The organism is Ferdinandcohnia jepli (genome assembly GCF_047246645.1).
In the GTDB taxonomy this organism is placed as follows: Bacteria; Bacillota; Bacilli; order Bacillales; family Bacillaceae_L; genus Ferdinandcohnia.
On sequence record NZ_JBFOKR010000032.1, the window covers coordinates 1 to 22,024 of the forward strand.

At 35.5% G+C, this 22,024-nt stretch carries 18 protein-coding genes; 10 read left to right on the plus strand and 8 right to left on the minus strand.

Translation table 11 applies throughout. The annotated features are described in order from the left end of the window. Positions 1–349: 349 nt before the first annotated feature. From AB3M96_RS22665 to dnaA, 8 genes are all read right to left on the minus strand, one after another. Positions 350–1,423, minus strand: a complete 1,074-nt coding sequence (locus AB3M96_RS22665; protein ID WP_412969886.1) for an HD-GYP domain-containing protein — start codon at positions 1,421–1,423, stop codon at positions 350–352. A gap of 113 nt (positions 1,424–1,536) precedes the next feature. Further along, positions 1,537–4,065, minus strand: coding sequence for a DNA gyrase subunit A (gene gyrA, locus AB3M96_RS22670; protein WP_412969887.1), 2,529 nt, complete (start codon positions 4,063–4,065; stop codon positions 1,537–1,539). Positions 4,066–4,292: 227 nt separating this feature from the next. After that, positions 4,293–6,215, minus strand: coding sequence for a DNA topoisomerase (ATP-hydrolyzing) subunit B (gyrB, locus tag AB3M96_RS22675; RefSeq protein WP_412969888.1), 1,923 nt, complete (start codon positions 6,213–6,215; stop codon positions 4,293–4,295). A gap of 50 nt (positions 6,216–6,265) precedes the next feature. Continuing rightward, positions 6,266–6,535, minus strand: coding sequence for an extracellular matrix regulator RemB (gene remB / locus AB3M96_RS22680; RefSeq protein WP_412969889.1), 270 nt, complete (start codon positions 6,533–6,535; stop codon positions 6,266–6,268). 12 nt (positions 6,536–6,547) lie between these two features. Further along, on the minus strand, positions 6,548–7,666 hold the full coding sequence (gene recF, locus AB3M96_RS22685) for a DNA replication/repair protein RecF (RefSeq protein WP_412969890.1): 1,119 nt from the start codon (positions 7,664–7,666) through the stop codon (positions 6,548–6,550). Between the two features lie 109 nt (positions 7,667–7,775). Then, on the minus strand, positions 7,776–7,994 hold the full coding sequence (gene yaaA, locus AB3M96_RS22690; protein ID WP_412969891.1) for a S4 domain-containing protein YaaA: 219 nt from the start codon (positions 7,992–7,994) through the stop codon (positions 7,776–7,778). Between the two features lie 129 nt (positions 7,995–8,123). Continuing rightward, positions 8,124–9,260, minus strand: a complete 1,137-nt coding sequence (gene dnaN / locus AB3M96_RS22695; protein ID WP_412969892.1) for a DNA polymerase III subunit beta — start codon at positions 9,258–9,260, stop codon at positions 8,124–8,126. A 254-nt stretch (positions 9,261–9,514) separates the two neighbouring features. After that, complete coding sequence (gene dnaA, locus AB3M96_RS22700; protein WP_412969893.1) at positions 9,515–10,861, minus strand: chromosomal replication initiator protein DnaA; 1,347 nt, start codon at positions 10,859–10,861, stop codon at positions 9,515–9,517. 1,344 nt (positions 10,862–12,205) lie between these two features. Between dnaA and rpmH the strand changes: the two genes are divergently transcribed. From rpmH to AB3M96_RS22750, 10 genes are all read left to right on the plus strand, one after another. After that, on the plus strand, positions 12,206–12,340 hold the full coding sequence (rpmH, locus tag AB3M96_RS22705; RefSeq protein WP_191271662.1) for a 50S ribosomal protein L34: 135 nt from the start codon (positions 12,206–12,208) through the stop codon (positions 12,338–12,340). Positions 12,341–12,565: 225 nt separating this feature from the next. Continuing rightward, on the plus strand, positions 12,566–12,916 hold the full coding sequence (gene rnpA / locus AB3M96_RS22710) for a ribonuclease P protein component (protein WP_412969894.1): 351 nt from the start codon (positions 12,566–12,568) through the stop codon (positions 12,914–12,916). 138 nt (positions 12,917–13,054) lie between these two features. Next, positions 13,055–13,828, plus strand: a complete 774-nt coding sequence (gene spoIIIJ / locus AB3M96_RS22715; RefSeq protein WP_412969895.1) for a YidC family membrane integrase SpoIIIJ — start codon at positions 13,055–13,057, stop codon at positions 13,826–13,828. Continuing rightward, the gene (jag, locus tag AB3M96_RS22720; RefSeq protein ID WP_412969896.1) at positions 13,825–14,445 is read left to right on the plus strand and encodes an RNA-binding cell elongation regulator Jag/EloR; all 621 of its coding nucleotides are present in this window, start codon (positions 13,825–13,827) and stop codon (positions 14,443–14,445) included. The genes spoIIIJ and jag overlap by 4 nt, the downstream gene beginning before the upstream one ends. Before the next feature lie 394 nt (positions 14,446–14,839). Beyond that, positions 14,840–16,216 (plus strand): tRNA uridine-5-carboxymethylaminomethyl(34) synthesis GTPase MnmE, encoded by a 1,377-nt coding sequence (gene mnmE, locus AB3M96_RS22725; RefSeq protein ID WP_412969897.1) that lies wholly within the window; start codon positions 14,840–14,842, stop codon positions 16,214–16,216. 18 nt (positions 16,217–16,234) lie between these two features. Then, entirely contained in the window at positions 16,235–18,118 is a 1,884-nt protein-coding gene (gene mnmG, locus AB3M96_RS22730) for a tRNA uridine-5-carboxymethylaminomethyl(34) synthesis enzyme MnmG (protein ID WP_412969898.1), read from the plus strand. A gap of 17 nt (positions 18,119–18,135) precedes the next feature. Next, positions 18,136–18,852: a 16S rRNA (guanine(527)-N(7))-methyltransferase RsmG gene (rsmG, locus tag AB3M96_RS22735; RefSeq protein WP_412969899.1), complete on the plus strand. Its 717-nt coding sequence runs from the start codon at positions 18,136–18,138 to the stop codon at positions 18,850–18,852. 214 nt (positions 18,853–19,066) lie between these two features. Beyond that, positions 19,067–19,972: a nucleoid occlusion protein gene (noc, locus tag AB3M96_RS22740; RefSeq protein WP_412969900.1), complete on the plus strand. Its 906-nt coding sequence runs from the start codon at positions 19,067–19,069 to the stop codon at positions 19,970–19,972. 326 nt (positions 19,973–20,298) lie between these two features. Beyond that, the gene (locus AB3M96_RS22745) at positions 20,299–21,060 is read left to right on the plus strand and encodes a ParA family protein (protein ID WP_412969909.1); all 762 of its coding nucleotides are present in this window, start codon (positions 20,299–20,301) and stop codon (positions 21,058–21,060) included. Continuing rightward, positions 21,053–21,904 (plus strand): ParB/RepB/Spo0J family partition protein, encoded by an 852-nt coding sequence (locus AB3M96_RS22750; protein ID WP_412969901.1) that lies wholly within the window; start codon positions 21,053–21,055, stop codon positions 21,902–21,904. The genes AB3M96_RS22745 and AB3M96_RS22750 overlap by 8 nt, the downstream gene beginning before the upstream one ends. Positions 21,905–22,024 lie beyond the last annotated feature (120 nt).

Below are 22,024 nucleotides of genomic sequence, written 5' to 3' on the forward strand. Positions count from 1 at the left end.
CATGTATTAGGCACGCCGCCAGCGTTCATCCTGAGCCAGGATCAAACTCTCCGAAGAAAGTATTGATTGCTCAATAAGTTTGTTACTTGAATTAAACGTTGACGCTTGTATTGTGTTCAGTTTTCAAAGAACTAATTGTGTGTCACTCAGAAGCGACTTTATTAATATAGCATATTATTATATTCAAAGTCAATTACTTTTTTGAAATAATAATATGTTTCAATCCAACTTTTGAAGTATACCAAGAATCCATCCACTTTTCAAGCATGAATATAAAATATATTTTAATTAAGATAATAATATTTACCTTTGGCTTTTTAAAAAAAGAAATAACCTCCAAGTCTGGAGGTTATTTTATGATTTCTTCGATATATATTTCTCTTTGTTTGATCAACTCAATGAATTCCACTTCACTACATTTAATCATTGGCCTTGTTGGATTGTTTGAATCAATATAGATGACCTCACCGAGTTGACCATTTGATAATTTAACTTTAGTTCCGATCGACAAGTACCCAATAATTGAAGTTAATGCTTCCAACACTTTTACATCAAACTTTCCAAAGAATTCTTGTCGGATTTGTTCTAAAACTTTGAAAGGAGCTTGTCTGCTATTGTATGGGCGTTCGGATGTCATAGCAGAGTATACATCAGCAACACTTATTATCTTTGCAAAAGGATGTATCTTATCACCAGATACGCCAAGCATATAACCTGTTCCGTCTATCCGTTCATGATGCTGTAAAACGGCTAATTTTACACTATCTTTAATAAGAGTAATCTTTTCTATCATTCGATAGCTATACAGCGAGTGTTTTTTAACCTCAGTATATTCCCCTAGTGTAAGTGATGAACTTTTTGATAGTATCTTGGGATCTATTTTAGACATACCACAATCACTTAGTAGACCTGCAACCGCAAGATGATTACAGTCGGCTTGTGTATAGTCTAGTTTCTTTCCTAAGTATCCAGAAAGTAAGCCTACTACTACAGAATGATGGTAGATGTAATCTTCTCTAGTCGAGTATCTGTAGAAGTTAAATAGTTCACTAGGTTGTTCGAGTAAGCTTTCTAATAAAGGAATTACAATTAGTCGTACCTTACTAATATCAACTGGTGCTCCGGCCTGCCAGTTTTGAAATAATTGTTTATATTCTTTTACTGCTCCTAGATATTGCTCAACTATTGATTTTTCCTTAACTGTTGGTATTTCGTCAGCATCAACTGTTTCTAATGGTCTGAATGCTTCACCACTTATTAGAAAAGATTCCACCTGCACGTCGTTAACTAAAAACAATCGTAATACCTCTATATGCGCAGCTGTTAGTACAGTTTTCTTTGAAATGATAGGTTTATTAGTTAAGGAATAGACATCTTCTAAAAGAATACATCCTTCCTGTAACTGGTTCGTCACTACTCTCATGCGTGTTATCTTCTCCTTATGCCTACCAAATAAGTCAAAAATTTATATTTCTATTTCTCATTTTACCAAAAAAAGAGAAACACTGCACTGCAGTGTTTCTCTTAACTCATTATTTATTCTTGGTCTGTGTCTGTCTCATTTACTTGTTCTTCAACTTCAACTTCGTTTGCTGCATCAGTTTCTGTGTCTATTTCAGATTCGATTTCTTCTTCCTCTTCTTTTTCAACAACTGCTACTGTTGCTACAAACTCGTTTTCATCTAGACGAATTAATTTAACACCTTGAGTTGTACGGCCAATTTGTGAGATGTCACCAATTGCCATACGTATTAAAATACCTGCTCCAGTTATTAGCATTAAATCAGTTTCGACTGTAACTGCCTTAACCGCTATCACACTACCGTTTTTCTCAGTAATATTAACCGTTTTTAGACCTTTACCACCACGACTCTGAATTCGATACTCACTAGCTGGAGTACGTTTTCCATACCCTTTTTCAGTAACGATAAGGACATCTAAACTATCCTCAAGTATCTCCATGCCTACTACTTCATCGCCTTCTGAAAGGGTGATACCTTTTACACCAGCAGCAGTTCGTCCCATTGAACGTACATCTGTTTCTGGGAAACGGATAAGCATTCCGTTCTTAGTACCAATAATAATGTCCTTTGTGCCATCAGTAAGTCGTACAGAGATTAACTCGTCACCTTCATGGAGACCGACTGCAATTAACCCGCTTGTTCTAATATTAGCAAATGATGAAAGTGGAGAACGCTTAGAAATACCTTTTCTCGTTGTAAAGAATAGGTACCAGTCATCTACAAACTCAGAAACTGGAATAATTGCATTAATCCATTCTCCTTTTTCAATTCCAAGTAAATTGATAATTGGAATTCCCTTCGCAGTACGTCCAAACTCTGGGATTTCATATCCCTTCAAACGATATACTTTTCCTTTGTTTGTAAAGAAAAGTATCGTATCGTGAGTGGACGTTGAAAGAAGATGTTCAACGAAATCATCTTCATTCGTTCCCATACCCTGGATTCCACGACCTCCACGTTTTTGACTTCGATACGTAGAGATAGGGAGACGCTTGATATAGCCTTTATTTGTTAGGGTAAGGATAATATTCTCTCTCGGGATTAAATCCTCATCCTCAAACATTTCGTAGCCACCAGCAATAATTTCAGTACGTCTCTTATCGTTAAAACGCTCTTTAACTTCTAATAGCTCTTCGCGGATAATTTCTAATACCTTTTCCTCATCAGCAAGAATTGCCTTTAATTCAGCAATTAACGCAACAAGTTCTTGGTATTCGCCTTCAATCTTTTCGCGTTCCAAACCAGTTAAGCGTTGTAAACGCATATCTAGGATCGCTTGAGCTTGCTTTTCAGAAAGATTAAATCTTGTCATTAATCCTTCGCGGGCAATATCTGTGTTTTGGGAGCTACGGATTAGATTAATTACTTCATCTAAGTGATCTAATGCTATACGTAGTCCTTCTAAAATATGTGCTCTTGCTTCTGCTTTTCTAAGTTCAAAGGCTGTACGACGTTTAATTACAACCTTCTGATGCTCTAGATAATAGTGTAAACATTGCTTAAGGTTTAATACCTTCGGTTGGCCGTCTACAAGTGCTAGTAGATTTATACCAAAACTTGTTTGCAATGCTGTATGTTTGTATAAGTTATTCAGAAGTACATTAGAATTCGTATCACGGCGTACTTCCATGACAATTCTCATACCTCTTCGGTCTGATTCATCACGAAGGTCTGTAATACCTTCAATTTTTTTATCACGAACAAGCTCAGCAATCTTTTCAATCAGCTTCGCTTTGTTTACTTGGTATGGAAGTTCGTGAACTAAAATAACTTCTTTACCGTTCTTCATTTGTTCAATTTCAACTTTTGCTCGTAAAGTAATAGAGCCTTTACCAGTTTCATATGCTTTACGGATACCACTTCTACCAAGGATCTGACCTGCGGTAGGGAAGTCTGGTCCAGGTATAATATCCATTAACTCAGCAATTGTAATCTCAGGATCTTTACTTATCGCAAGAACTCCATCAATTACTTCACCTAATTGATGTGGCGGGATATTTGTTGCCATACCCACGGCAATACCAGCTGCTCCGTTAACTAAAAGGTTTGGAAAGCGAGCAGGTAAAACAACAGGTTCACGTTCAGAACCATCATAGTTATCTTGATAATCAATTGTGTCTTTGTTAATATCACGGACAAGTTCCATTGATATCTTAGACATACGTGCTTCTGTATAACGCATTGCCGCAGCAGCGTCTCCATCAACCGAACCAAAGTTTCCGTGGCCTTCAACTAACATATAGCGATAGTTAAAGTCCTGCGCCATACGAACCATCGTGTCATAAACAGCGGAATCACCATGTGGATGATACTTACCGATTACTTCACCAACAATACGTGCTGACTTTTTAAAAGCCTTGTCCGATGTCATTCCAAGATCGTTCATCGCATATAAAATACGACGATGTACTGGTTTTAAGCCATCACGCACATCAGGTAGTGCACGTGATACGATAACACTCATTGCGTAGTCAAGGAACGATGTTTTCATTTCCTGACTTATATTAATTTCGGTAATACTTGATTTTTGACTTTCAGACATAAGAAAAAGCCTCCCTTATCAGGGGTAGAAAATAAGTAATTTCTATTTTTACCCATTCTATTATGTAAGTAAAGAACAGGATAGTTGAAAAGCTATCCTGCTTAAACTCACGACTTAATGCGCCTTGGCTATTACGCAAAGTTTATTACGAGCACTCAAGTGATTCTCATTGAAGTAGTAAGAGATTTGACCTCTGGTAAGTGGTTTAAAAATCTCTCTACTTTATGTTACACATCCAAGTTTTTAACGTACTGTGCATTTTCTTCAATAAAGTTACGTCTTGGCTCTACTTTGTCACCCATCAGCATTTCAAATGTCTCATCTGCATCAATTGCATCCTGTAGGTTTACTTGAAGCATTGATCGGCTTTCTGGGTTCATTGTTGTTTCCCAAAGTTGTTCAGGATTCATTTCACCAAGTCCCTTATAACGCTGAATAGAAGGCTTCGGATTACTTGGTAACTCACTTAAATATCTTTCTAATTCACGGTCATTATACGCATATTCAACTCGCTTACCTTGTTGAACTTTATATAAAGGTGGCTGTGCAATATAAACATAACCACTTTCGAGTATTTGACGCATATAACGGTAAAAGAAGGTCAATAATAATGTCCGTATATGTGCACCGTCAACATCAGCATCTGTCATAATAACAACTTTATGATAACGAGCCTTTGAAATATCAAAATCTTCACCAATACCAGTTCCTAGGGCAGTGATCATAGAACGTACTTCATTATTTGATAATATTCTATCTAATCGAGCCTTTTCTACGTTTAAGATTTTCCCTCTGAGCGGTAAAATCGCTTGAAAATGACGATCTCGGCCTTGTTTAGCCGACCCACCCGCTGAATCTCCCTCTACGATATACAGTTCACTAATCGAAGGGTCTTTAGACGAACAGTCTGCTAATTTTCCAGGTAAACTTGAAACCTCTAAAGCACTTTTACGTCTTGTTAATTCACGTGCTTTTTTTGCAGCCATTCTCGCACGTGCAGCCATGGTTCCTTTTTCAACAATTTTTCGTGCAACTGATGGATTCTCTAACAGAAATGCCTCAAACTTTTCTGAAAATACTGATTCAGTAATCGTTCTTCCTTCACTATTTCCAAACTTTGTTTTCGTTTGTCCCTCAAATTGTGGGTCTGGGTGTTTGATGGAAATAATGGCTGTTAATCCTTCACGAACATCATCACCAGTGAGATTAGCATCAGCATCTTTAAAAATATTACTTTTGCGAGCGTAGTCATTAATAATACGTGTTAAGGCTGTCTTAAACCCAGATTCATGAGTTCCACCTTCATACGTATGAATATTATTTGCAAAGGAATATATATTACTAGTATAGCTATCGTTATATTGAAGGGCGATTTCTACAGTAATTCCTTCTTTTTCACCTTCAACGTACACCGGCTCTTCATGTATTAATTCTTTTGAACGATTTAGATGCTCTACATAAGATTTAATACCACCTTCATAATGGTATTCCTTACGTTTGTTTTCTACACGCTGATCTTCAATCGTGATTTTTACACCCTTTGTTAAAAAAGCGAGTTCACGGAGACGATTTGCCAGTGTATCAAAGTCGTATTCTAATGTTTCTGTAAAAATTTCAGCATCTGGCTTAAAATGCGTAATTGTTCCTGTATGATCTGTATCACCAATTACTTTTAAGTCAGCAACAGGTACACCACGTTCAAATTCAATATAATGAACCTTACCATCACGATGTACATATACCTCTAATTGAGTGGATAGTGCATTAACAACTGAAGCACCAACACCATGTAATCCACCAGAAACCTTATAGCCGCTTCCGTCAAATTTACCACCAGCATGAAGTACAGTCATAATAACTTCTACTGCAGGTCTTCCCATTTTTTCATGGATACCTACAGGTATACCACGACCGTTATCTTGTACAGTAATAGAATTGTCTTTTTCAATGCTTACATTTATTTCTGTACAATAGCCCGCTAGTGCTTCATCAATACTGTTATCAACAATTTCCCATACAAGATGGTGTAACCCTTTTCCACTTGTAGAGCCAATGTACATACCAGGACGTTTTCTAACAGCCTCTAAACCTTCTAAAACCTGTATTTGACTCTCGTCATAAGATTGTTCTTGAAGATCTTTTTCTTCCATTGCCACCAATATCACCTACACTTTAGTTTAACAACCAATAATCTTTTGTTTTAAATTGTTCCATCCTCTAATGTTGCCTCTAGTTCAGAGACATGCTGTGCACGTCTTTTTAAGGTACTTGAGGATAAAGGTGAAAAATAAACCTTATCTACTGTAACAACAACAGACTTTGTATTTCCATTTGCTAATTCTATGACCCTGCTTTTTTGTACATCCAAAAACTCATTTACAATTGAGGATGATTTTAATAGCTGTCGATCTAATATCGTAATCACATCTGATGAACGAACAATTACGTTATCTCCTAAATGTATGAACAAACCTTCATCACCTCATTTAAGCTTTGTTATTGAACCAGCAGTAACTTCAAAAGTAGTCGCCTGCCTTAGTGTTTCATGATTAATACCTTCAACACTTGTAGTTGTAACAAAAGTTTGTACTTTGCCCTGGATTGTGTTCAACAAATGTGACTGTCGAAAATCATCTAATTCTGAAAGGACATCATCTAATAATAAAATTGGGTATTCTCCAATTTCTGAATGTATTAATTCAATTTCTGCAAGTTTTAAGGAAAGGGCAGTTGTTCGTTGTTGCCCTTGAGAGCCGAATGTTTGTACATCCTTGTCATTTACAAAAAAAGACAAATCATCTCGGTGAGGACCCGCTAGAGTCACTCCTCTCTCTATTTCTCTCTCTCTTATTTTAGCAAATTTTTCATCATATACATCTACCATTTTCGACATATCAGTTGTTTCTAATACCTCAACCGATGGTTTATATTCAATTCGAAGCGTTTCTAGTCCTCTACTAATTCCATGGTGAATTGGCTCTGCCCACGATTGTAAGAGAGCAAGGAATTCAAATCTCTTTTTGACTATTCTCGATGCTGCCTGAACTAGTTGAGTAGTTAGTACATCAAGCATTGTTTGATCTGTTTGTTTTCGTATTTGAAGTTGCTTTAAGTAATGATTCCGTTGTTGAAGTACCTTTTGATATTGACTTAAATCATGTAAATAAACAGCCGATACTTGGCCTATTTCCATATCAATGAAACGTCTTCTTACCTGTGGGCTTCCTTTCACAAGATGTAAATCCTCAGGCGCAAACATAACAACATTCATATTGCCAACATATTGACTCAATTTCTGTTGTTCTAAGTGGTTAGCTTTTGCCTTTTTACCTTTTTTAGAAATAACAAGTTGCAAAGATAAAGGGCTGTTCCTTTTTTGAACCCTACCCTCTATTTTAGCATATTCTTGTTCCCAACGAATTAAATCTTTATCATTCGAGGTACGATGTGATTTTGCCATGGCTAAAACATAGATAGATTCCATCACATTTGTCTTACCTTGTGCATTTTCTCCCAAAATCACATTTACCTTATTTTCAAAGTCGATTGCTAGACTAGAATAGTTCCGGTAGTTTGTAAGCTTTATTTCTTCAATAAACAAAAGGCTTCACCCACTTAATACGAAATGCTCAAGATAACACTCCAACAGCAACTAGCAGACTCTATTACAGTTGAATAATAGGGTGCACTGTATTGATTGGTACCTAGAGCTAGACATTTGAGACTATAAACGTTCCAAAACCAGGAATATCTACTATATCCTTATTTACTAGTTTTTTTCCGCGGCGATTTTCTGGTTCACCATTCACATATATTTCATGCTCACTTACAAACCACTTTGCCATTCCTCCAGTCTGTATTACCTCAGCAAGTTTTAAAAACTGTCCTAATGTAATATAGTCCGTTGAAATCTCAATTTTTTTTGCCATTCTTTCGCCTTCTTTCTTTTATTTTACTAAATAAAACTCATCTAGAAAAGAAAACTACTAGGTTTTTCTGACCTAGTAGTTAAAGCCATATGTTTTTTATACAAACAACCGGATACTATTTCTACAGAATTAGTACGTACGTACAGGAAGAATCAAATGGAAGACAGTCTCATCATCAATTGCTTTGATGAAGAAAGGCCTCATAGCTCCTGTGAAACTAATTCTAATTTCAGAGCCTTCTAATGCTTTCAATGCATCCATCATATATTTTGCACTAAAAGAGATCTTTAATTCTTCTCCTTCAATTGATTGGCTTTGAATTTCTTCTATAACCTTTCCAATTTCAGGTGAATTTGATGAAATTTCCACTACACCATCAGGTAATGTAGTGAACTTTACAACATTATTGCTAGCTTCTTTAGCAAGGAGGGAAGCACGATCGATTGCTTGTAAAAATTCCTTAGTTGCTAAAACAATTTCTGTCTTGCTTTCTGTCGGAATTAATCTTGAAGTATCAGGATAATTTCCATCTAATAAACGAGAAAAGAATAATAAATGTTTGGTTTTAAACAAAACTTGATTTTCTGTAATAACAATATCAACTAAATCATTGTTATCATCTAAGATTTTACTTAATTCATTTAGACTCTTACCTGGGATAACAGCATTATATGAACGTGTATTTTCTGTTTCAATTGGAACGGTTCTCATTGCTAAACGGTGACTATCTGTCGCAATACAGTTAAGTTCATTATTTTCTACCTTCCAGTTAACACCCGTTAAGATTGGTCGTGTTTCAGAAGTTGAAACAGCAAAAACCGTCTGACGAATCATATTTTTTAAAAGGTCGGCAGGAATACGGAATACATTATCTTCCTCAATTTGTGGCAAGTGAGGGTACTCATCAGCATCTAGACCATTTAAATTAAACTCGGCTTTACCAGAACGTATAACAGTTAATAAATTTTGTTGTACTTCAATTTCAACAGTGTCCTTAGGTAATTTTTTAACAATTTCGCTGAAGAAACGTGCCTGAAGAACAACACGTCCTTCTTGTTTAATTTCTACAATTTCATCTCCTGCTTCTTCAGAAGGAATAAAAGATTCAATTGAAATATCTGAATCACTACCTGTTAATGTAACCCCTTCAGATGTCGCAACAATTTTGATACCTGTAAGAATAGGAATAGTTGTTCTTGAAGATACAGCTTTCATTACATCTTGTACACTTTGAACAAGATAATCTCTTTGAATGATAAATTTCATCAAAAATCCTCCTAAAAAGATAGTCTATTTTTGACTACACGCGAATATGCTAATAGTTTATATATTTATTTTTTTAAAAAGAAAAAATAGAAGAAGTAATAGTAGGCCCTGTTAATATGTGGATAACTAAGAATAACCAAAGTAAAACAGTCTATCCACATGTGGACAGACTGTGTGTAACAACAAAGAAGTTATGCACAGTATTCACGCTACTAGAACTTGTCCAATTTAAAAGTAAGAACCCAATCAGGTATTTATCCTTTTAATTGCGTATTAATTTCACTTATTTGTTTTTGAAGTTGAGTATCTGTTTGTAATAGATTAGAAATTTTTTCATGAGCATGAATAACAGTAGTATGATCACGTCCACCAAATTCTTCTCCGATTTTTGGTAGGGAAGCATCTGTTAATTCACGAGATAAATACATGGCAATTTGACGTGGAAAGGCAATGGATTTAGTACGTTTTTTAGCCTTAAAGTCTTCAAGCTTGATATTATAATGCTGGCCAACGACCTTTTGAATTTCAAAGATTGTAATTACTTTTGGTCGGGAGCTTGGGATAATATCTTTTAGTGCTTCAGCAGCAAGGTCAGCATTAATATCTTTATTAATGAGAGATGAATATGCAACAACTCGAATGAGTGCACCTTCAAGTTCACGGATATTGGTATTAATTTGATTTGCGATATAAAGCATTACTTCATTTGGTATATCCAGTCCCTCAGCTTTTGCTTTTTTACGCAAGATGGCAATCCTTGTTTCAAGATCAGGCGGGGTAATATCAGTAATAAGTCCCCATTCAAATCTAGAACGTAGCCTGTCTTCTAAGGTTGGTATTTCCTTCGGAGGGCGGTCACTAGAAATAACTATTTGTTTGCTTTCCTCATGAAGTGTGTTAAAGGTATGGAAAAATTCTTCCTGGGTTGATTCTTTTCCGGCCAGGAATTGAATATCATCTATAAGTAACACATCTACACTTCGGTATTTATTACGAAACTCAACTGCTTTATTGTCACGGATTGAATTAATGAACTCATTCGTGAATTTTTCAGAAGATAAATAAACAACCTTAGCATTCGGATTGTGATCTTGCACATAATGCCCAATTGAATGCATTAAGTGTGTTTTTCCAAGTCCAACTCCACCATAGATAAATAGTGGGTTATACGCTTTTGCTGGAGCCTCGGCCACTGCTAATGAAGCTGCATGAGCAAACCGGTTTCCTGACCCGATAACAAACGTATCGAATGTATACTTCTGGTTCAGCATGTTTTGTGAAGCTTCCACTGGCTCATCATGTTTTGCAGCCTTTTTTTCAGGAGTTTTTATTTCAAATTCTTCTTCTAGCTGATTTTGAGGAATAATAAATTTGATTCCAAGCTCAGCACCTGTTAAATCAAATATAGTTTCAGCAATTAGATGCATATATCTTGATTCAAGCCAGTCTCGTGCAAATTCGTTTGGAGCAGTAATGATTAGCGTGTCATTCTGTAAAGCATGAGCTTTAGTCGATTTTAGCCATGTTTCAAAGCTAGGCTTACTCAATTTTTTTTCTATCTCTTTGAGTGCCTTTGACCATAAATCAGCAATGTTCTCCAATAATCTCCCTCCTTTGTTTCGGTTTTTTGTTCGTTCTTGTTCGCTAGAAAAAGCATAATTATAAACACTTATACAACAAATTAATCATAAATGAATACATATTTATAAATATACAAATACGCATATTGTGAATAACGATATAATATAGTAGAAAAACAACTTTTCGACATAATCCACTGTTTGTGGACAACTATAAATTCACATTGTGTAAAAATCTATCCACACAATATCCACAATCTGTGGATAAAATAAAACTGTTGATAAGTTATAACGAGTGAAAACAAAAATATAATAACAAATATTTGCTAGATAATCAATGGTTTTTACAAACTTATCCACAATATCTATACCTTGTGGAAAATAATTATCCACAACACAAGATGATGTGTAAAAGTTGTCGATAACTGTTGTGGATTAAAAAAAATGTCGAAAAAAGTTGTCCACAACAAAGAAAAGCGGAAGCGGCTCGTCCAGAAACGAGGAAATTGGAAGGTCCGACATAAAGGCGTTCTCTGCCTCTGCCGGAGGATCTGAAATTTCCCGAGTTTCTAGCCTCTGGAGCTGGACAACACCGAAATGCGGAAACGCCTTGGTCAGAAATGAGGAAACCGGAGCCTCCGACAAAGAGGCGTTCTCTGCCTCTGCAGGAGGAGGTGAAGTTTCTCGAATTTCTAGGCGTTGCAGCTGGACAAGAAAAAGAAAAGCGGAAAGTGCTCGTTCAGAAACGAGGAAATTGCCCGACTAAGAACGCCACGTCCTAATGGCAAAGTTGGACTAGCACGTCCTGTGCGTCGAAGTTCCCTCAAGGAAGCAATCACTAACTTTATTTAGAGGGTATGAAATTTTTAATTTCCTATTCGCTGTAAGAGGAAAATTTGAAGATACTGAAAATGTCTTATCAAGGTCTGTGTTTAATGCTTTCTTATGAAAACAAGGTACCTAACGTAAGGAAGCGGGTTGATCAAGGGTTGTGAAACATCGGTAATAAAACTAAAACTTAGCCGGGATTATTAAATGTATTTAGATTTACCAATATTTGAACTGGACAAGTTTGTCATTAATCAGTAAGATTACTACTGTACTAAATTTGATGTAGGTAGTAGGTTGTTTGAAATAATATAGCTTTCACACTTACAATTGACTGCTTTAAAGTACATTTGACTTCATTAGCAGGCATCAAAAGAAATGGATTTTCCAAAACTTATTTTGGTTTTGAGCATGTTTTTTAATTTATCCAATATATAGTATTTCATTAGAGGTTGAAATTTTTGTGGAAGTTCACTATAATTAGTAAGACTGTCTTTGTGTAATTTGAGAGTAATTCCTCAGGGAGGTGTATTATAAATGAAAAGAACATATCAACCAAGCAAACGTAAGCATAGTAAAGTTCACGGTTTCCGTAGCCGTATGAGTTCTAGCAACGGACGTAAAGTCTTAGCTCGTCGTCGTAGAAAAGGAAGAAAAGTATTATCAGCATAGGCCACTGAAACGTCAGTGGTCTTTTTTCTAATAGAAAAGTCTATTAGCATGCTAGATATGGAGTTTTTTGATCTCGGATTCGAAAATTTTTTATAAAAAAAATGTAGAAGGTTTATTTCAATTTTTCTTATGACCATACTGTTTTATGTAAGCGATTAAAACTTTATATGGGTACTGTCATATGAAAAATTGAAACGTTGTTTCATATATTGGAGTTGTACATAAATGAAGAAAGAATACCGCATAAAAAAAAATCAAGATTTTCAAACAGTCTTTAAGCATGGTAAATCTTCAGCGAATCGACAATTTGTTGTTTATGTTTATGAAAATGAAGGACAGGATCACTTTCGGATTGGCTTGTCTGTAAGTAAGAAATTGGGAAACGCAGTTACGAGGAACCGAATTAAAAGGTTAATTCGCCAATTCTTTTTAGAGCATAAATTTAGTGTTCAAAACAAGGATTATGTAATTATTGCGAGAAAACCTGTAGTGGATATGGAATATGAAGAAGTAAAGAAAAGTTTATTACATGTTTTAAAGGTTGCAAAAGTGTTAAAAAAAGTACCGAAAGCCTAGATTTTTGTAGAGAAAGACAAGAAATTTTATTATAAAGATGGTAGAATACAAAGTGGTACATATTGATTTCTTCTAAATGAATATGCCGTTACTAATAAAGGAATAAATTTTTTATAGGATATCTAGAATTAGGAGGAAATGTTGTTGAAAAGGCGAATATTACTACTGAGTATGCTGATTGGTTTGCTATTGCTCTTGACGGGTTGTACGGAGGTAAACGAGCCAATTACAGCTGAAAGTGAAGGAGTATGGAATAAATATTTTGTATATCCATTATCATGGCTCATTACATATTTTGGAGAACTTTTTGGTGATTATGGTCTAGCTATTATCGTTGTTACATTAATCATTCGTTTTGCATTATTGCCGCTAATGATTAAACAAACAAAGAGTTCAAAAGCAATGCAGGCTATTCAACCAGAGCTTCAAAAGCTTCGTGAAAAATATAGTTCTAAGGACCAGGCAACACAACAAAAGCTACAACAAGAAACAATGCAGCTTTTCCAAAAACATGGTGTTAATCCTTTAGCTGGATGTTTTCCATTATTAATTCAAATGCCAATCTTAATTGGTTTCTATCATGCAATTATGAGAACTAGAGAGATTGCTGAACATAACTTCCTATGGTTTGATTTAGGTGAAGCAGATCCATTCTACATTTTACCTTTAGTTGCTGGTGTAACAACGTTTATCCAACAAAAGATTACAATGATTGGAATGGAAAATAACCCACAAATGACAATGATGCTTTGGTTAATGCCAATTATGATTGTTGTATTTGCAATAAGCTTCCCAGCTGCATTATCATTATACTGGGTAGTAGGTAATATCTTTATGGTTGTCCAAACAATATTAATTAAAGGTCCAGATCTAAAAGCAGCATCTGGCAATGCGGGAGGAGCAAAAAAGTGAAACAAGTAACTGCTACAGGGCAAACCGTCGATGAAGCAGTAGAATCAGCTTTAGCTCAACTTAACACAACAAGAGACCGCACAGAAATTAAGATCATCGATGAGGGTAAAAAAGGAATATTTGGTATTTTTGGATCAAAACCAGCAGTAGTAAAGGTTACTGTTCTGATTGATCCAGTTGAAGAAGCTCAAAAGTTCCTTGAAAAAGTTGTTTCAACGATGGGTGTTTCTGCAAAAGTAGATGTAAAACGTAATGGTAAGAATGTAATGTTTAATCTTTCCGGAGAAAAAATTGCTTTATTAATTGGAAAAAGAGGTCAAACTCTTAATTCTTTGCAGTATTTAACACAACTTGTCGCAAATCGTTTTTCAGATCAATATTTAAATATTATGGTTGATGCAGAAAATTACCGTGGTCGACGTGAAGAGACATTGGTTCAGTTAGCCGAAAGACTAGCAGATAAAGTAGTTAGAACGAAGCAGAAAGTTGCTTTGGAACCAATGCCTTCTTATGAACGCAAAGTAATTCATACTGCTTTAGTGAATAATCCTAAAGTAAAAACATCATCCAATGGTGCAGATCCTAATCGACATATTGTTATAACATTAGCAGATTAATATCAAATTAAAATCCTAGGCTAAAATGGCCTAGGATTTTTTTGTCCAAAATGATGTTCCTAAAGAGAGCTAACATAGCTATGTCGACTTCAATCTAATGGTCTAGCAGTAAATAGATAAAAGGATTGTGAGCCTTGTCGAAGATTGTACTATTATTTTCATTGCTTGTTAATAAGTCAGTATTGTTAGTGAAAGGGTAGTAATGATGTGAGTATAATTCTTCATTATTGTTATTCACATGTGGATAAGATAAAATGGGGATAGTTTGTTGTGAGTTTCGTTGATTTGTTATCCTTGTGGATAAATAGGTAATACTAATAAAAAGTAATGAAAGAAGATATACACAGGTATAAATTTTACATAGAAGCAAACGTGTATTAAATGAGGTGAAGGTATGGAGTTTGATACAATAGCTGCTATCTCAACTCCAATGGGAGAAGGAGCAATTGCGATAGTACGGCTTAGTGGGGATGAAGCAGTAGAGATTGCAAGTCGAATATTTAAAGGGAAGAATCTACGTGAAGTAGTGTCACATACAATCCATTATGGGCATATTGTTGACCCGGATACAAAAGAGGTAGTAGAGGAAGTAATGGTCACAGTTATGAGAGGACCTAAAACTTTTACAAGAGAAGATGTAATTGAAATTAACTGTCACGGGGGACTAGTATCTGTGAATCGCGTTTTGCAGCTTGTGTTAACAAATGGAGCAAGATTAGCAGAACCAGGCGAGTTTACAAAACGTGCGTTTTTAAATGGACGAATTGACTTGTCTCAAGCAGAGGCTGTAATGGATTTAATTCGTGCAAAGACAGATCGTGCAATGAACGTAGCGATTGGGCAGATGGAGGGAAGACTCTCTATACTTATTAATAGACTACGTCAGGAGCTACTTGAAACCTTGGCCCATATTGAGGTAAATATAGATTACCCGGAATATGATGATGTAGAAGAAATGACACATCGTGTCCTTCTTGAAAAGGCATCTTATGTAAGGGATGAAGTAAAAAAGCTTTTAGAAACTTCAAATCAAGGAAAAATACTCCGGGAAGGTCTTTCTACTGTTATAATTGGAAGGCCTAATGTTGGGAAGTCCTCTTTATTAAATAGTCTTGTTCATGAAAACAAGGCAATTGTTACAGATATTCCTGGTACAACAAGAGATGTTATCGAAGAGTACGTTAACGTAAAAGGTGTACCGTTACGACTCGTTGATACAGCTGGAATCCGCGAAACGGAAGACATTGTTGAGCGAATTGGTGTAGAGAGATCTAGAGAAGTATTAAAAAAAGCAGATCTTATCTTACTTGTTCTTAATTATGGTGAAGAGTTATCTGAAGAAGATGAACGTTTATTTGAGGCTGTTTCGGGAATGGAAACCATCATTATTATAAATAAAACAGACTTACCACAGAAAATGAACTTAGACCGTGTAAAAGAACTTGCTGGGGATCAACCAATTGTTACTACATCCTTACTAGAACAACAAGGTGTTGATGATTTGGAGAATGCAATATCATCCTTATTCTTTACAGGAACTCTCGAAGCAAGTGATCTAACGTATGTTTCGAATTCTAGGCATATTGCATTATTAACGCAAGCAAAGAAAACAATTGAAGATGCAATATCAGGTATTGAATCTGATTTGCCAATTGATATGGTTCAAATTGATTTGACACGGACTTGGGAGCTTTTAGGTGAAATAATTGGCGATACAGTACACGAAAGTTTACTTAATCAGCTTTTCTCGCAATTTTGTTTAGGTAAGTAGATAGAGGAGGTATTAATTTTGAGCTATGATGCAGGTTTTTATGATGTGATTGTCATAGGTGCTGGCCATGCAGGCTGTGAGGCTGGATTAGCTTCTGCTCGTTTGGGGGCAAAAACACTTATGGTTACGATAAATTTGGATATGGTCGCGTTTATGCCATGTAACCCATCAGTTGGTGGCCCTGCAAAGGGAATTGTTGTTCGTGAAATTGATGCACTAGGTGGGGAGATGGGGAAAAATATTGATAAGACCCATATCCAAATGAGAATGCTTAATACAGGAAAAGGGCCAGCTGTACGTGCGTTACGTGCACAAGCTGACAAGTTTTCTTACCAACATGAAATGAAGAAAACATTAGAAAATGAAAAAAATCTTACTCTTGTACAGGGAATGGTTGAACGATTACTTGTTGAAGACGATGTATGTAAAGGTATTATCACAACAACAGGTGCCGAATATCGTGCAACAACGGTTGTTATCACAACTGGTACATTTTTGCGTGGTGAAATCATACTTGGAGAACTTAAATATTCAAGTGGCCCAAATAATCAACAACCATCAATTAAGTTATCGGAACACTTAGAAGAGCTTGGGTTAGATTTAGTACGTTTTAAAACAGGTACGCCACCACGTGTAAATAGTAATACGATTGATTATAGCAAAACGGAAATCCAACCAGGTGATGAAACACCTAGGGCGTTTTCATATGAAACTACAAAATATATTACAGACCAACTTCCGTGCTGGTTAACGTATACAAGTGAAGAGACTCATCAACTAATTGATGCAAATCTTCATCGTTCTCCGATGTATTCTGGAATGATTAAAGGAACTGGTCCTAGATATTGTCCTTCAATAGAGGACAAAGTAGTTCGATTTCACGATAAACCGAGACATCAGATTTTCCTTGAACCTGAAGGTAGAAATACTCAAGAGGTATATGTACAAGGACTATCAACAAGTCTTCCAGAAGATGTCCAACATAAATTAATAACTACCATACCAGGCCTAGAAAATGCACAAATGATGAGACCTGGTTATGCAATTGAATATGATGCAATTGTCCCAACCCAATTATGGCCAACTCTTGAAACAAAGAAGATTACAAACCTTTATACAGCGGGACAAATCAATGGAACATCTGGATATGAAGAGGCAGCGGGACAAGGTATTATGGCAGGTATAAATGCCGGTTTACGTGCATTGGGTAAGGAAGAAGTAGTATTAAGCCGGTCAGACGCATATATTGGGGTTCTTATCGATGATTTAGTAACGAAAGGAACAAATGAGCCATATCGTTTGCTAACATCACGTGCAGAATATCGTTTACTTTTACGCCATGACAATGCAGACCTTCGCTTAACTGATTTAGGTCATGAAATTGGATTAATTTCTGATGAGCGTTACCAGGCATTTTTATCTAAAAAAGCAACGATTGAACAGGAAAAAGAACGTCTTAACTCAGTTCGTATTAAACCAACAAAGGAAGTTCAAGAGTTGATTGTATCTGTTGGTGGAAGTGAACTTAAAGACGGGATACTGGCAAGTGATCTGTTAAAAAGACCAGAAATGACATATGAACATATACGAAAGATTGTTCCAAGCGATATTGCTATAGATCCTGAGGTTGCTGAACAGGTAGAAATACAGGTTAAATACGAGGGATATATTCAAAAGTCATTACAACAAGTAGAACGACTTAAAAAGATGGAAGATAAAAAGGTACCTGAAAATATTGATTATGATGCGATTTCTGGTTTGGCAAATGAAGCTCGCCAAAAATTAAAGGAAGTTAGACCTTTATCAGTCGCACAGGCATCTAGAATTTCGGGTGTGAACCCTGCTGATATATCAATTTTACTCGTTTATTTAGAACAAGGTAAAATAGCTAGAGTTAACTAATAAGAAGGGAATTCTATATGGATACTTCATTATTTACAAGCATGTTGGAGGAGAAAGGTATTACTCTTTCTTCTCAGCAGCTAGAACAATTTGAATCTTATTTTAGATTATTGGTTGAATGGAATGAAAAAATGAACCTCACTGCTATTACAGATAAACCAGAGGTATATTTAAAACATTTCTATGATTCCATTTCAGCTTCGTTTTTTTATGATTTTTCACAACCGAAAACAATATGTGATGTTGGAGCGGGTGCTGGTTTTCCTAGTATCCCATTAAAAATTTGTTTTCCGCATTTACATGTTTCAATAGTTGACTCCTTACAGAAACGGATTACATTTTTAAATGAACTTTCCAAGGAACTTGGGTTAGATAACGTGATGTTCTATCATGATCGAGCTGAGACATTTGGGCAAAAACAGGAAGTTCGAGAATCATACGATTTAGTTATGGCAAGGGCAGTCGCTCGTCTTTCGGTGCTTAGTGAATTATGCTTACCACTTGTAAAGGTAAATGGTACGTTTCTAGCAATGAAAGCCGCATCTGTTAAAGAGGAACTAGAAGACAGTCAAAATGCAATTAAGACACTAGGTGGTGAGGTAAAGAATGTACATCATTTTTTATTGCCACTTGAAAATAGTGAACGAAACATTGTTGTTATTGACAAGAAAAAAACAACACCGAGGAAGTATCCTCGTAAACCGGGGACTCCAAATCGTACACCTATTAAATAATATGAGAAGGTTAGAGCAAAGTCTTTAACCTTCTTTTATAAGTAAGTTAATTCTATAATAATAGTAATTAGCTTACTATTATTTCTACAAGTAATTAGAATTCAATTAGTAGAAAGATTGTAAGATTTTTAGTAAATTCATGTTATAATAGAAGGTATGAAAGTTGTAGTAGAGAAAATGTAATAGTGGGAGTTTCCTAAGGGGTGGTGTAATTATGAAGTCTCCATTTTCACGCTTATTCAGTATAGGTGAAAAAGGTAACAATCAGCTTTTGAATGAAGAACAGGTGACCGAAACAGAGATAGAAGTTCCAATAGATGATGAAGAAGTACACCTGAACGAAGAGGTCAGACAAATCCCAATCTATGAAATTGTTCCTAACCGTTTTCAACCACGAACTGTTTTTGCTGAGGATAAAATAAAGGAATTGGCTTTAACAATTCGTACTCACGGTATTATTCAGCCAATTGTTGTTCGCCAATTTGCAGAGAATCAGTATGAAATAATTGCGGGTGAGCGCCGTTGGAGAGCTTGTCAATCCCTCGAATGGGAGACAATTCCGGCTATTGTAAAGGACTTTAATGATGCTGAAACGGCATCAGTTGCATTAATAGAAAATTTGCAACGGGAAGAGCTTTCTGCGATTGAAGAAGCCTATGCGTATGCTAGATTACTAGAATTACATAATTTAACTCAAGAGGCCTTAGCTCAACGCCTGGGAAAAGGTCAGTCGACTATTGCAAACAAGTTGCGCTTATTAAAGCTTCCTAATGAAGTTCAAGAAGCGCTAATGCAGAAAAAGCTAACTGAACGGCATGCTCGTGCGCTTATTCCTTTAAAGGATTCTGAAAAGCAAATTAAACTCATGCATGATATCATTGAAAAAGAACTTAATGTAAAACAAACGGAAGATCGCGTTAATAAGATACAAGAACTAGAAAAAGAACAAAAAAAACCAAGACCTAAATTTAAAGCTTTTAGTAGAGATATGAGAATTGCAATGAACACAATTCGTCAGTCATTAACAATGGTTGAGGAAAGTGGTGTTTCACTCAATACAGAAGAAGAAGAGTTTGAAGAATTTTATCAATTTACGATTCGCATTCCTAAAAAAAAGTAATAATAAAACCTTAAAAGTTCCACATCAATAGTAATGATGTGGAAATTTTTTTTGTTGTATTTTTTTATAACCCGAATACTTTTCTACTATGAAAATGTTTCACGTGAAACATTTTTTGCGATGTTTTTTAAAAAAAGATAATACCTATCATTTTTTCATGATAGAATAGAAAAAGTGATAGATAGAATTCTAGAGTTACTCACCAAACGTACATAGTAAGGTAGAAAAAACACGAATTACTGCTAAAAGTGGCGTAAATTGGTGTCTTTTCATGTATCTATGTAAAAAAGTGAAAGAACTATTTTTATTTGAAAGCAGGTGACATCGTGGGGAAAATCATCTCAATTGCAAACCAAAAGGGTGGAGTAGGGAAAACAACTACTTCTGTTAATCTTAGTGCATGCTTAGCATATGTTGGAAAACGAGTCCTACTTGTTGATATTGATCCTCAGGGAAATGCAACAAGTGGTTGTGGCATAGAAAAAGCAAATGTAGATGAGTGTATTTATGATGTTTTGGTTGATGATGTAGCTGCGAAGGATGTAACAGTACCAACAGCAGTTGAGAATTTATATATGATTCCTGCAACTATACAATTAGCAGGGGCTGAAATCGAACTTGTTCCAACAATATCCCGTGAAGTGAGATTAAAACGTGCATTGGAAGAAGTAAAGGACCAGTACGATTATATTATTATTGATTGCCCGCCATCACTGGGATTACTAACACTTAATGCATTAACTGCATCTGATACAGTTATCATTCCAGTACAATGTGAGTACTACGCGCTGGAAGGGTTAAGTCAGTTACTTAACACGATACGCTTAGTTCAAAAACACTTAAATACTGATTTGATGATTGATGGTGTACTTCTAACTATGCTTGATGCAAGAACAAATCTTGGATTACAGGTAATAGAAGAAGTGAAAAAGTATTTCCAAGATAAAGTATATAAAACAATTATTCCTCGTAATATCCGATTGAGTGAGGCACCAAGTCATGGTGAACCAATCATTATTTATGATCCAAAATCAAGAGGTGCAGAGGTATACTTAGATCTTGCAAAGGAAGTGATTGTGAATGGCTAAAGGATTGGGTAGAGGTATTAACGCTTTATTTCCTGAGGTTGGAACTGAAGAAAAAGTACAAGAAATTAAGATTACTGAGATACGACCAAATCCTTATCAACCACGTAAAACGTTTGAGCCTGATGCAATTACCGAACTGAAAGAATCAATTCTTACACATGGAATACTTCAACCATTAATTGTTAGAAAAAGTATAAAAGGCTTTGAAATTGTAGCTGGAGAAAGACGTTTTCGTGCTGCAAAAGAAGCAAAGTTAACTACTGTACCTGTTGTTGTTAGGGAATTAACTGAACAACAAATGATGGAACTAGCATTATTAGAAAATTTACAGCGTGAAGATCTTACACCTATCGAAGAGGCTTTTGCATATCAATCCTTACTTGACCATCTGAAAATTACTCAGGAACAACTTGCAAAGAGGTTAGGGAAAAGTAGACCACATATTGCGAACCATCTTCGTTTATTATCTCTGCCAAAACATGTTCAGCTATTAATCTCAGAAGGAAAGTTATCAATGGGACATGGTAGGACACTACTTGGATTGAAAAAGAAAGAAAAGCTAAATGCGATCGTGGAGAAAGTAATAGTTGAACAATTAAATGTTCGACAGCTAGAAAATTTGGTTAATCAATTGAATCAAAATGTTCCACGTGAAACAACGAAACCAAAAAAAGAAAAAAATGTCTTTATAAAAGAACAAGAAACGTATCTTCGTGAACGTTTTGGTACTTCAGTAACAATCAAACAAAACAAGAAAAAAGGAAAAATTGAAATTGAATTTTTCTCTAATGAAGACCTTGAGCGAATTCTAGAACTATTAGAGTCACCAAGTATCTCATCATAAAATAATAATAGTACTGCATGTCTATCGTTTGATTACACTATCAAACATGGGCCTGCAGTCATTTTTTATATTTTGAAAGAAATAAAATAGACTACATGATATTTACTGTAGTAAAGTCTG